This window comes from Pelagicoccus enzymogenes (assembly GCF_014803405.1).
Lineage (GTDB): Bacteria > Verrucomicrobiota > Verrucomicrobiia > Opitutales > Opitutaceae > Pelagicoccus > Pelagicoccus enzymogenes.
On sequence record NZ_JACYFG010000051.1, the window covers coordinates 17,154 to 30,618 of the forward strand.

Consider the following 13,465-nt stretch of genomic DNA (forward strand, 5'->3'; position numbering starts at 1 on the left):
ATTATTGCTTGGCCAAGTTTGCCGGGTCTTGGAAGATCGCCAGCCATGTGTGATTTACAGTGTGTCTACCACGACCGGGCTCAACTAGGTGAAGGCGTATTTTGGAGCCAAAACGAGCAAAAGGTCTTTTGGATCGATATCGAGGGGCAGCGTGTTTGCCGCTTTGATCCGGAGTCAGGTGAAAACGAATCGGTTTTCGTGGGCCAGCAAGTGGGCACGGTGGTCGAAAATGCGGCTGGCGGACTTGTGGTGGGATTGAAAGATGGCGTCTATGCTCTCGAGTTCGAAACGGGGGCTCTCCACAAATGGTGCGATCCGATGAACGGATGTCGTGACAATCGTCTCAACGACGGAAAGGCAGGTCCTGATGGTCGTTTCTACGTTGGCTCGATGGGGCCGGAAGGTAAGCAGTCGCTCTTCTGTATCGATAATGACACTACTAGCATTAGGACTCTTGAAGATCAGGTTACTTGCTCCAATGGCTTGGCGTGGAGTCTGGATCAAGGTACCCTCTACTATATCGATAGCCCGCAAAGGTTAGTCTGGGCCTACGACTTCGACAGGGAAGCAGGAACGATCTCGAATCGTCGCGTGGTCGTGGATGTGAGGGGAGAGGACTGCGTTCCAGATGGGATGACCATCGACTCTGAGGGAAAGCTTTGGGTTGCCTTCTGGGAAGGTTGGGGGGTGCGTCGTTACGATCCGGATACGGGAACGTTGCTTCAGGAAATCAAGTTGCCGGTCGCTCGCGTTACAAGCTGCGCCTTTGGTGGTAAAGATTTGGATACGCTCTACATTACAACTGCGAGCATTGGCTTTGAGGATGCGGATTGGAAACGCGAACCCCAAGCGGGCGGACTTTTCTCCGTGGAGCCGGGAGTGAAGGGAGTGCCAAGTTTCCTGTTCAAAGCCCTAGGGTGAGGGCTAGGGTCTTTTAGCGAACTTCGTAGGGGCCGCTACGCGCAGGCCAGCGGTCCAGACTCCATTCCGAAAGACTAGATGGCTTTCAGGTAGTCTGAATTGCTATTTTCGCGTAAACTTTGGGGGTTCCTGACCGAAATCCAAACCAATCCAACATGTGCCTTCCAGACCCAGAATACCCGCAGAAGATCGCCTCGTCGCCAGCTGGGGATGAGACTGACTTCGACGACGAAGAAAGCTTCGTGAAAGCCTTTGTTCCGATGGCTCGCGAAGTGGAGGAAAACGTGGAATTGTACTTCTCGGACCTCGCTTCCGTTTCGGATTCCATTTCTGGGGAATGCTTCGACGACGAAACGCATGCGAATTTCTACGTCGCCTCGCGGGAGGTAATTTCCCAAGGGCTGATGAGCCAGTTGGAATTTCTCCGCGACAACGCACCTCGGGCCTTCGCCCTCTTGCTGCGAAAGGCAGGGTTCGCCTCTCCCTGCGACAAATAGGGCTTCGCTTAGACACGGATGGCCTAGCTCGTTACTCAATCTTCGTCTGTGAGGTAAGGGGCTGCCTCAGTTCGGTCGCGACCGTGGGGAATCGCCTTGTACCTAGAAGGCGCTGCCACTCGTTCGGTCTTGGCATCAGCTTTTGCTGATCTCGCGCATGCTTGCTCCTACCCAGAAAAATGGTAGGCCCGCTCGGACTCGAACCGAGGACCAATGGATTATGAGTTGGCCGATTCGTTACAAGTTCCGTCTCTAGGTTTACAAGCCTTTCCAAGTGAAATGACTGTAAATCAAAAACTTAGGAGACGATGGCCGCGAATATCGAAAAAATCCAAAACAATCTTATTCAGGTTAATTTCGGAAATTCTAGTACAGAACTAGTACAGAATTTTTCGACGAAAGAGCCGAGAAAATCGGGAAAATCGAAGAAACCGACCAGATCCGCCACTGCTGAATCCGCCAGGTCCAAGTCGACTTTGGCATACTGGAAGTCCGCTGTTCGGCAGCGAAAGTACCGGCACAAGGGAGAGCTGCGGAAGTGTGCCGACTACTCGGTCCGGATCGCCCACGACGGAGAGCAGCACGACATTCCCCTGAAGATCTCCGATCGAGACAAGGCCGCTTCCAAGGCGAAGTCGATTTGGGAGTCGGTGGTCGCTAACGGCTGGGACCGGACGTTGATGGGGCTTGGGGTCAAGTCCAAGGGGGACGCCTTGACCTTCGGAGACTATTTGGGCGAGTTTCTGAAGATGCCGGGCGTGGCTTTGATGACGGCGGAAGAGTATAGGAAGAAGGTCATTACTCTTATTGCGGAGGTAGTGGGCATCAAGCGTTCGCCGTCCGTCAAGGCGCCTCGGAAGGAATTGGAGAAATGGCGGCGGAAAGTGGAGAAGGTTAGGATTTGTTCGCTTTCGGACAGGCAGTTTATGAAATGGCGGGAATCGTGCCGCATGGCCTTGGAGAGAGGCGAGGTTTGCGGCCAAATCAAGCGCCGTCGATCCGCATCTACGATTAATGGGTTGATCAGAGCCTACAAGGCTGTGTTCCGAGCGGAGCAGTTGGAGAAGTTCGCTTATCTTGATCTTCCCGAAAAGATCCCCGGTACTACATTAAGGCTGCTTCGCGAGCCTTCGTACCGATACAAGGGAGGGATCGACGCTCAAGCTCTCTTGGACAAGGCGGACTCCGAGCTTCGGAAAGAAAATGTCGAGGCCTACAAGGTTCTTCTTCTGACGCTCGTCTGTGGTCTGAGAAGAACGGAGGCCGATTTGCTTCTTTGGAGCTCGGTCGATTTTTATCAAAACTGTATCCATGTTACGGCGACAGAGTATTACGAGTTGAAGTCGAAGTCTTCCGAGGGCGTTACCTATTTCTCGGATGATGTATGCCGTTTCCTTCGGTACTGCTACGACAGGAGGACTGGAGAGTTCGTTTTGGAGTCGAAGCGTCCGCCTCTCAGGCACAAGGTGACCTACCAATATCACCGAGCGGAGAAGACTTACAGGGAGTTGATCGTCTGGCTAAGGTCAAATGGAGTGAAGTCTCGGAGTCCGATCCACTCGCTTCGCAAGGAGTTTGGTAGTCTGATAAATCAGAGCTACGGTATTCACACTGCTTCATCTGCGTTGAGGCATAGCACCGTAACCGTTACAGAGAGCCACTACATTTGCACTAAAGTAAAGCCAGTCGCGGGTCTGGAAATCCAAAGGTAATTTCGCTGATCAAGTTTGAGCGTAAAATTCCTGTCCTTCATTTTCGATGTCCTCAATCTAGTTCGTGGGATCGGGCCAAAGGAAGAAACTTGCTCAGCAAAATGGCAAAGAGTGACTAATCGTTGGATCCAACAATCGGAGGTACACTTGGCTATTTTGTATCAACCAGTGCGGTCATCTCGTCAAATAACGTCATCGTTGTGGATGAGTCGAGTGATCTTCAGAGTCACATTCTACCCATTCTTGCTAGGCTCGAAAACGTATTGGTGGTTCCCGTTCGACCTTTTCGCTGAAGTACAGTCTCCATGAAGTAGGAACAACGAAGAGTGAGTTCTGGAGCTGACCGCATGGGGTGAGGGTGGTAGTAGAGTTTTTCGCTCGGCAAGTCGTCCCTGTCTTACGTTTCGTAAGTGGCTCGCGAACAAGGTTTTGTTTGGCGGAGTGAGGGAGTCAAGGGGGTGTTTGCCAAAGGAAAATGGAGGGGCTTGACAGTCAGTGTGAAGCTGCGGTGACAACGCCTGGTTGTTTTGGATGCTTGAGCGTCTAGGTTCCGCTCTGGTTTGGCGTTTCTTGTGGCGGGGTTCCCTCGCTTTGGCAAGCGCGGCTCCGATTGAAGGCCTTATGTATTCACTATTATATTACCAAAGTTCGAAGCTAGAAACATGCGCCGATTACGATTCTTGATGAATGATTCGGGGCTTCGTTTCTAGCGACCCTTTTCCAAAATCCATGAAATATCTTTTGTTAGCGTTTGTTTCGATTGTGGGATGCTCACTCTTTGCCTCTGCTGAGAAGAGGCCTAATGTTGTCCTCATTTTAGCAGACGACCTCGGCTACACGGACATTGGGGCGTTCGCCGAGCGTGCTACTGGTGTGCCGGTAGCTCAGCAGTTTTTCGAAACGCCGAATCTTGATTCGCTCGCTCAGAGCGGGGTCTCCTTTTCCCAAGCCTACGCTTGCCCGCTTTGCGCGCCGACGCGTGCAAGTGTCTTAACGGGGAAGTACGCCAGCAAGTTGGGATTCACCACGGCGACGCCTCCCTCGGTGCGGAGTTGGTACAACTCCGGAAAAGTTCCGCCAAGTGGATACATGGCGCAGGACGCAATCTATTGGGGAGATCCGATTAAAGAGGAACAGGCTTTGTGGAATGGAGGTACTTTGCTGGCTTTGCCTTCGGGGCAAGTTACAGATCGCGGACGTGATGAGAAGACCTTGGCGGAAGTGCTCAACGAGCAGGGGTATCGATCCGCCTTTGTTGGCAAATGGCATCTTGGCGGACATGGGTCGAAGGGCTATGAGCCTCACGATCAAGGTTTCGAGGAGTTGGCTTATTACGATGCGGGAGGCTCTCCCTACTTTGGTTGGCGGAAGGAGTGGGCTTCGAACAAGCCGCATCATAGCGAAATGCCCCAGGAGCAACTTTTTGGATCCAAGTTGGGCATCGACACGGGCCAGCGTTACCTTACGGATGAGCTAACCGCGCAAGCTACCTCGTTTATCCGCACTCATGTTGAGTCGAGGAGAGATGATCCCTTCTTTTTGTACTTTTGCCACTTTTCCCTGCACGCACCGCTTCAGGCGAAGGCGGAGGACGTCGATTACTTCGAAGCGAAGGGGAACCGTGGGTGGAATGGTCACGACAATGCGACTTATGCCGCTATGGTTCGCAGCCTCGATGAATCGGTAGGAGCACTGTTGGATACGCTCCGCGAGACGAATCAATTGGATAACACATTGATTGTTTTTATGAGCGACAATGGCGGCGTTTCTTGGCCGCTCAACCAGTCCACCCGCTCCGACGACACGCGACCGACGAGCAACGCTCCGCTGAAAGGCGGGAAAGCAATGGTTTACGAAGGAGGCATCCGCGTTCCGCTCTTCTTTTACTGGAAGGGTAAGATCGATCGTTCCGCATGGATTGACCGCCCTGTTGATTGTAATGATATTTTCCCTACTGTTTTGGAGATGTCAGGGGTCGATGTTGAACCTCATTATCAAGAGATCGATGGGAGAAGCCTCGCTGGCGTGATCGAAGGGGGCGTGGCACAGAGCGAGGGGTATGACCGCGAGACGTTTTACTGGCACTACCCGTTCAACGTGATCGTCCACAACCCTGTGGACGACATGCCCCTCACGCCGCATTCGGCGATTCGAAAGGGAGATTACAAGTTGATCTTCGACTGGTCCGGACGCCTGTGGCTCTACGATATTGAAAGAGACCTTTCCGAATCGAACAACTTGGTTGACGCCAAGCCTCAGCTCGCCCGCGAGCTGTTTGTGGAGTTGAATGAATGGTTGGCTCAAAACGTGGAAGAAAAGTATTATCCGACTTTGAACCCGTCCTATGATGCTGACAATGACACCCGCGATTATCCGTTTGTCGATTTGCGGGCGTCGATCTTAGGACGAGATTTCGCGATCCGCCCTAAGCCCCCTGAAAGCAAGAGCCACTTGGTAAAGGCTGATTGAGCTATGTTTCCTCGGCTGATGCGAATCACTGCTTGTTCGAGAATGCTCGGGATGGGCCATTTAATGCGTTGTTCAATGCGTTCGAAGTCGCTGGCTGTTCTCGTGGCCGGGTGTCTGGCAGCGTCTGCGAGCGGCGATCAGAAGCCGAACGTGCTGTTTATTGCTGTCGACGACTTGAACGACTGGGTGGGCACGCTGGGCGGGCATCCTCAAGCGCAGACCCCTCATATCGACCGCTTGGCCAGCAAGGGAACTTTGTTTGAGAACGCGCACTGCCAGTCCCCGGTTTGCCAATCGTCGCGGTCCAGCCTGATGACCTCCCGGTTCCCTCATCGGACAGGTATCTACTTTTTGAATCCGGACATCGACGGTTCTCCTGCATTGGAGGGTGTCGTTACCTTGCCCGAGCGCTTTGCCAGTGAAGGCTACGAGGTCTTGGCTGGGGGAAAGCTGTTTCACAACCGGGACAATCGTCGAATATTCGAAACGATTGGCACCTATCTCGATGAAAACGGGGGCTTCGGCCCATTTCCGGAGGAAAAGATTAGCGACCCATTCAGCATGAAGCTATGGGATTGGGGAGCTTTTCCCGCAAATGGGGAGGACATGACCGACGATAGGCTTGCTCGCTGGGCAGTCGACGAATTGCAGCGCGAGAGGGAGGATCCCTTTTTTCTAGCGGTTGGTTTCTATCGTCCCCACGTGCCGATGTATGCTCCGCAGAAGTGGTTTGACCTGTTCCCAAGCGAGGAAGTCTTATTGCCGCAGGTTGTGGCCGATGATCGGTCGGACCTTTCTGAATACGCGAAGAACCTGACAACCTTGAAACATATCGCCCCGACGCACCAATGGATGGAGGACAATGGCGAATGGCAGCACGCGGTGCAGGCCTATTTGGCATCGATCGCTTACGTGGATGATTGCGTGGGACGGGTCCTAGGCGCCTTGGAGGCCAGCGAACATTACGAGAACACCATCATCGTGCTCTTTGGAGATCATGGATTTCATCTAGGCGAAAAGGAACGCTGGGCGAAGCGCACTTTATGGGAGGACGGCCTGCGGGTTCCGTTGATTGTATCGACTCCTCAATCCCGAAAGGCGGCCCGTGCGAATCAACCGGTAGGGCTGATAGATATCTACCCGACGCTGCTGGACCTATGCGGTTTCGACTCGGACGATTCCCTCGATGGGGATTCGCTGGTTCCGATTCTCGCTGATTCGAGAGCCCTGTGGGACAGGCCTATTTTGTCCACCTACGGTCCGGGTAATCATAGCGTTCGGTCCGAGAGGTATCGATATATCAGATACAAGGACGGATCTGAAGAGCTCTACGACCACTATGACGATCCGCACGAGTGGCGAAATCTAGCTGGGAATTCTGCATTTAAGAACACAAAGGAAGACCTCGCTAAGTGGATCCCGCCTGCTTCATCCGAACATGAGATATTGGGCGAAGGTTCCACCGGGCACGCCGCTTATGAGGCGGCATTAGCAGCCTTGGAGCTGCGGCGAGCGAATTAATAGTTACTATCCCATCAAATGTTACTATGAACATTAGCCTACCATCCCTAGCGAAGCCTTGTCTCGCTCTTGCCATTGGCGTTTCGGCAGCCATATCTGCGTTTGCTGAAAAGCCGAATATCGTAATGATTTTGTCAGACGACCAAACGTGGACGGATTACGGATTCATGGGACACGAGCATATTCGTACCCCGAATCTCGACCGGTTAGCCGAGTCGGGGGTTGTATACCGGCGAGCTTATGTACCGACCCCATTGTGTCGTCCCTCCCTGATGACTTTGGCGACAGGGCACTACTCCAAAGATCACAAGATAACGGGAAATGACCCGTCGCCGAAACTGGCGGCGGTGAGGAGTCCGGAGCACATAGAACTAAGCCGCCAGATGCTGGAGAATATCGACAGGTTGGATACGTTGCCGAAAATCCTGTCGCGAAATGGCTACCTAACGCACCAAAGTGGAAAATGGTGGGAAGGCAGCTACCAGCGAGGCGGCTTCACTCATGGGATGACTGGAGGCGATACAGGAGGTCTTTTGCGGCACGGGGACAAGGGCCTGGAAATTGGCCGAGAGGGGATGGAGCCGATTTTTGATTTTATCGAACGCGCGGAAAGCGACAATAAGCCATTCTATATCTGGTATGCTCCTTTCCTGCCGCATACTCCGCACAACCCGCCAGAGCGGATACTGAAGCGCTACGAGACCCTCGGTCTCGATCCGGCTTTGGCCAAGTACTATGCCATGTGCGAATGGTTCGACGAGACTTGCGGCGAGCTGATCGATCATTTGGAGGAGAGGGGGCTGCGTGATAACACCCTGATCTATTATGTGTGTGACAATGGTTGGATACAGAAGACCGAAGATACGGTTGTCCCTGAAGGTTGGTTTACCCAGTTTGCTCCGAAGTCGAAGCAAAGCGTTTACGACGGAGGCGCCCGGCAGCCGATTATCCTGTCTTGGCCGAACCAATTGAAGCCTGGCGTTCGCGATGAGCTCGTGAGCAGTATCGATCTTTTCCCTACCGTTTTGAGTGCTGCGGGCGTGGAAACACCCGATGGGCTTCCTGGCATAGACCTTTTGCCGAATGCTAGGGAAGCGAAGCGAATCGGTCGGGATATCATCTTCGGTGATTCTTATGCCCATGATATCGTGGATTTGGATAATCCTGAGGCTTCATTGATGTATCTCTGGTGTATCCGCGATCGGTGGAAGCTGATTCTAAGTTACGACGGTGAAGTTAACCGCTATGCCGTGGTGCACCCGAGGGATGAGGCGATCCAATTGTTCGATATCCTTGCAGATCCTTTTGAGGAGGAGAATCTGGCGAAGCGTCATCCAGAGGTCGTTTCCGAGCTGAAGGATGAAATCGAGAACTGGTATCCATTGACGCAGCGAAAGCTCGTTTCTCGCAACTAGTGTTTCAATCTCCACGAAATTATGCTCCTGATGCCCCGCTTTAAGAACTTTTCCTGTTTCCTGATAATACTGTCTTTGTTCTGCTGTTCCCTATGGGCGGCGGATAAGGCTCCTTATGATTTGAGAGTGGGCGACGGTATCGTTGATCCATTGGGATACCACGATACGAGACCGCGCTTTTCGTGGAAGCTGGCAGACGAGCGATTTGGCGCCGCGCAGCTTGCTTACCAAGTTCGGGTCGTAAGCTCTACTGAAGATGCCACGCTCTGGGATAGCGGCAAGGTAGAGTCGGGGCAGTCGGTTTACGTGCAGTATGCGGGTGAGCCATTCACCTCGAGGGAGAAGGTGTATTGGAAAGTCAGGTACTGGGATCAGGAAGGCGATGTGTCCCCATGGAGTCAGTGGGCAAAAATCGAGTACGGATTGCTTGCCAGCTACGATTGGTCCGCTAAATGGATATACCAGCCAAAGGTGAGGAGCCTGGAAGGGATCGAGATCACTAAACTAACGTATGGAAGACATCGATACAGGATCGATGTAACGGATGCGATCCTGAACTCGGTGAAGGATGATCCCGATCGGATCTTTAGCATTCGGGTAGGGGAAGGAGAGCTCTTCGAGCGAGAGGAGCGTACCGGAAGTCCGATGGCACTGACGATCGATTACCGAGAAAACGGCGAAGACAAGCAGTGTCTCAGGTGGGATGGACAACTGATTGAAATTCCACCCCCCGATGCTTGTAACGTGCCCTACTTTCGCAAGGAGTTCGAGCTGGATGAGCTTGAGGGAACGGCTCGACTCTACGTTACGGCGCGTGGAATTTTCGAGGTCGAAATCAATGGGAAGCGGGTGGGACGAGACGCCTTCGCTCCAGGTTGGACCGACTATTTTCAGCGTATAGAAACGCTCACCTACGATGTAACCGACTACCTGGTCGAGGGAAGGAACGTGATTGGCGCGCGAGTGGCCAAGGGGTGGTACGCGGGCGAGGAGGGAGAGGGAATCGGCAAGTTAGGTCCGAGCGATGTGAACCGGGGGCTCGGTGGACAGGTTCAGGAATTTTTGTGTCAGCTTGAGATTGCGGGTGCGGGTGGGAGCGAAGTAGTGGTTGCGACCGATGACTCTTGGACGTATTTCGATCAGGGGCCGGTCGTGAAATCGGAAATCTACTGGGGCGAGGACTATGATGCCCGGAACGAGATTCCAGGTTGGAGCTCGGTGGGATACGATGCGGCAGGTTGGAAACGAGTTGAAGCGGCTTCCTTGGATGGGGTTTCTCTCCTGCCGAAGACCTTCCAAACCGTTACTGTACGGAAGGTGCTGACGCCTACTGAGATCGTGTCGGCGGGCGAGGGGACTGTCGTTTTCGATATGGGACAAAACATGGTGGGCTGGCCTGCCATCGACTTGCCTGGGCTCAAAGATAAGAAAATTCGGATACGGGTGGCAGAGATGCTGGAGCAGGACGGTTCGCTCTACATAGAAAACTATCGGAACTCCCGTTCGCAGGCAACCTACGTTCCTGCGGAAGACGGAAAAGTTCGGTGGCGACCCACCTTCTCGTTTTTTGGATACAGGTTCGTAGAGGTTTCTGGGTATGATACGAATGAAGTCCCGAGTCTAGGTTGGGTAGCTGGAGAGGTGTTGCACACCAGCTTTGAACAGACTGGAAGCTTCACTTCGTCGCATGCCAAGCTGAACCAGCTGCAAAGCAATATTGAGTGGGGACAAAGAGGCAACTTTCTCGATATTCCGACTGATTGCCCGCAGCGCAACGAGCGTCTTGGTTGGGCGGGCGATGCCCAGACTTTTTCGGCGACATCGCTTTTCAATTTTGATGTGCATGCCTTTTGGAAAAGCTGGCTGAAGACCTTTCGTGAGCACCAGAGCGAGGATGGCCGCTTACCTGTCGTCGCTCCCAACGTGGGAACGTTTTGGGGAGGGCCTCGACTTTCGCCGGCCTGGGGCGACGCGATCGCCATTGTTCCTTGGGAAGTGTATCTGCAAACTGGCGACGTTACTGTGTTAGAGGAGAATTACGAGGCGATGAATAAGTACGCGGATCTCTACCGTAGACGCAGCCCGAACCACATAGCTCCGGATACTGGATTCGGCGATTGGCTGCAGCCGTTGACTGAGAGAGGGGTTATCGACCCTAAGGAGCCTCGTTATGGATCCACTCCTCGTCCACTTATAACGACAGCATTTTTTGGATACACTACAACTATTTGCGCCAAGGTTTCTGAACTCTTGGGGAAGGAAGAAGAGGCGAAACGTCATTGGAGCGAGTTGGAGAAAATAAGAAGCGCGATTCGGCGAGAGTTTCTGGACGCGGACGGTCGCTTGACGACGCCGGTGGAAACGCAGACTGGCTACGCTCTACTGATTGCCTTCGATTTAGTTGAGGAAGATTTGAAACCGAAGTTGGGAGAGCATCTCGCAGCATTGGTGAGAGCTGAGAACAATCGATTGAATACAGGTTTTGTCGGTTGTTCCTACTTAACTCGGGTTCTGGACAGCACTGGAAATATCGACGAAGCGCTTGCGGTACTTTTTACCAGCGAGTACCCGTCATGGTTCTACTCTATCGATCAGGGAGCCACTACGATTTGGGAGCGGTGGAACAGCTACAACCACGAGACTGGGTTTGGCGACGCGAAAATGAATTCATTTAACCACTACGCCTACGGAGCGATCGGTCGTTGGATGTACGAGCGACTGGCTGGCTTGGCTCCGGACGAAAGCAACCCTGGCTACAAGCACTTTATCGTAGCTCCGATTTTCGAGTCGCCGTTGGAGTTCGCGGAAGCCCGCCTTGAGACTCGCTACGGCGAAGCTCGAACTCGTTGGGAAAAGGTTTCGGGGGGCATCCGCATGCGGGTCATCGTTCCGCCTAACAGTTCTGCGACGATCCGCATTCCTGAAAAACTGTCTAAGCAAGTTCGCTGGGCAAATGCCCCACATGGGGCAAAACTCAAATTTACCAAAAATGATGGAATCGCAGTGTCGGAAATCGTGGCTGGAGCCTACGACATACTGCTCCTTCCCTAGAAACAGATTGAAATGAAACTTAGACTTACCCTGATATTCGCGGCGATCTGCTTTTGTAAGTTCGCTGCTACCGAAGAACGAAAGAACGTCATTTTCATTTTGGCGGACGATCTCGGCTGGGCCGATACAACTCTCTACGGCCATACTGAACTCTTTCAGACTCCTAATTTGCAGCGCTTGGCGAGCCGTGGCATGCTTTTTAACCGAGCGTATTCAAACAGCCCGCTCTGTTCACCCACGCGGGCGAGCGCGCTTACAGGGCAACTGCCGGACCGACACGGCTCGGTGGCGCCCACGCATCACCAGATGCCCGTTCGGCTTGAGTCGATAGCGGATTCCACAGGTAATGCCGCCTTCCAAGCGGTGCCTATCAAGTCTCTCACTCGGCTTGATACCGCTTGGCCCACGCTGGGCAAGCAGATGCAAGGCGCGGGGTACGCGACGGGCCATTTTGGCAAGTGGCACCTCGGTCGAGAGCCTTACAGCCCATTGGAGCACGGTTTCGACGTCGACATCCCGCATTGGCCAGGTCCGGGCCCAGGAGGTTGGTTTGTTGCTCCTTGGAAGTATCCGGAGTTCAAGGAGAACTTGCCCAAGGAGCACATCGAGGACCGCATGGCGGAAGAGGCGATTGCCTGGATGAAGCAGCAGGCGGTGGGCAAGCCGTTCTACTTGAATTACTGGCAGTTCTCGGTTCATGCTCCTTTCGACGCGAAGCAAGGTCTCGTGGATTGCTATCGTCCTAAGATCGATTTCAATAGCAAGCAGACCTCTCCCACTTACGCCGCGATGGTCCACTCGCTAGATGATGCCATTGGTACATTGCTCGACTACGTAGATGCGGCTGATATCGCGGATGATACCGTCATCATCTTTGCGTCCGATAACGGAGGGAACGAATACAACGGTATTCCGGAAACAGATATGGAGGGCAAGGAATACGTCAGCGCTCCGACCGATGGAGGACCGTTGCGGGGAGGTAAGGCCAGTATTTACGAAGGAGGCATCCGCACGCCTTGCATTGTGGTTTGGCCGGGGATGGTAGAACCAGGTTCGGTCAGCGATGAGCCAATACAAACCTCTGACTTTTATCCGACGCTGCACGCTCAGCTTGGTATCGAGCTGCCGCAGGGACACGTGGTGGACGGGATCGACATAACCCCAGCATTGAAAGGTGGGGAATTGGAGCGCGAGGCGATCTTTACCTATTTCCCGGTCATGCCAAAGGTGCCTGAGTGGTTGCCTCCCTGCATGTCCGTGCACGTGGGGGATTGGAAGCTGATTCGAATCTTTCACGAAGGCAAGAACGGTGGCCATGCCTATCGCTTGTTCAATCTGGCTGAAGACCTAGGCGAGACAACAGACCTTTCCGAGAAGCATCCCGAGATTGTTGCGCGTTTGGATAGGCTGATGGAAGATAGGCTCGTGGCGTCTGGCGGTCTGCAGCCCAAGCGAAATGAAAACTTCGATCCCGCGAAGCACCGTCCGGACCTTTACGGGGTCCAGGTCGGAGGGCTGAAGGTCGCTAAGGGGAGAGACGAGTAGCCTTCCGATCTTATCGTCTGCTCTCAAACCGCGCCCTTGGGAACAGGGCAGCCTCCGTCTTCCGGTTTATATAGAGTGGCGGTCGAGCTCGGGATATCGGGTGTCGTTGATAGGTTTGACGTTCGCTCGACTGACAGTCCGTAATCACTTCAGCGGACAAAACGGGGAAGATCGGTTTCTTATACTGATTGTTACCTGCCCCCCTATACACTGACGCTAGTAAACGTAGCGCTAGGAAGCTTGCGTTGAGGTTTGATATTCCTCATCCGTGGGTCCGATTCCGTTATGTGTTCTTTCGTTTGTTGAGAGACGAGGATCGGGTAGCAGGCCCTTG

7 protein-coding genes, 1 tRNA gene and 1 pseudogene are annotated in these 13,465 nt (G+C 53.4%); 8 read left to right on the top strand and 1 reads right to left on the bottom strand.

The annotated features are described in order from the left end of the window. Nucleotides 1–45: 45 nt before the first annotated feature. Together IEN85_RS19010 and IEN85_RS19015 are read left to right on the top strand one after the other, a co-directional pair. Nucleotides 46–795 (top strand): annotated as a pseudogene (locus IEN85_RS19010) (SMP-30/gluconolactonase/LRE family protein); the annotation flags it as partial. A 281-nt stretch (nucleotides 796–1,076) separates the two neighbouring features. Then, a complete protein-coding gene (locus IEN85_RS19015; RefSeq protein ID WP_191618688.1) occupies nucleotides 1,077–1,418 on the top strand; it encodes a hypothetical protein in 342 nt (113 codons plus the stop codon). Between the two features lie 180 nt (nucleotides 1,419–1,598). Here the strand turns inward: IEN85_RS19015 and IEN85_RS19020 are convergent. Beyond that, nucleotides 1,599–1,686 (bottom strand) — tRNA-Ile (locus IEN85_RS19020). Between the two features lie 208 nt (nucleotides 1,687–1,894). Here IEN85_RS19020 and IEN85_RS19025 point away from each other — a divergent pair. The 6 genes from IEN85_RS19025 to IEN85_RS19050 all read left to right on the top strand — a co-directional run bounded on the left by IEN85_RS19025 (nucleotide 1,895) and on the right by IEN85_RS19050 (nucleotide 13,131). Beyond that, the gene (locus IEN85_RS19025; RefSeq protein ID WP_191618689.1) at nucleotides 1,895–3,130 is read left to right on the top strand and encodes a tyrosine-type recombinase/integrase; all 1,236 of its coding nucleotides are present in this window, start codon (nucleotides 1,895–1,897) and stop codon (nucleotides 3,128–3,130) included. Between the two features lie 729 nt (nucleotides 3,131–3,859). Beyond that, nucleotides 3,860–5,599, top strand: coding sequence for a sulfatase (locus tag IEN85_RS19030; protein WP_191618690.1), 1,740 nt, complete (start codon nucleotides 3,860–3,862; stop codon nucleotides 5,597–5,599). A gap of 75 nt (nucleotides 5,600–5,674) precedes the next feature. Then, nucleotides 5,675–7,120 carry a sulfatase gene (locus IEN85_RS19035; RefSeq protein WP_224772741.1) on the top strand — a complete coding sequence of 482 codons (1,446 nt, stop codon included), beginning with the start codon at nucleotides 5,675–5,677 and terminating at the stop codon, nucleotides 7,118–7,120. Nucleotides 7,121–7,146: 26 nt separating this feature from the next. Next, the gene (locus tag IEN85_RS19040; protein WP_191618692.1) at nucleotides 7,147–8,535 is read left to right on the top strand and encodes a sulfatase family protein; all 1,389 of its coding nucleotides are present in this window, start codon (nucleotides 7,147–7,149) and stop codon (nucleotides 8,533–8,535) included. Between the two features lie 30 nt (nucleotides 8,536–8,565). Continuing rightward, complete coding sequence (locus IEN85_RS19045) at nucleotides 8,566–11,586, top strand: alpha-L-rhamnosidase (RefSeq protein ID WP_191618693.1); 3,021 nt, start codon at nucleotides 8,566–8,568, stop codon at nucleotides 11,584–11,586. Between the two features lie 12 nt (nucleotides 11,587–11,598). Continuing rightward, a complete protein-coding gene (locus IEN85_RS19050) occupies nucleotides 11,599–13,131 on the top strand; it encodes a sulfatase (RefSeq protein ID WP_191618694.1) in 1,533 nt (510 codons plus the stop codon). The last annotated feature ends 334 nt before the right edge of the window (nucleotides 13,132–13,465 follow it).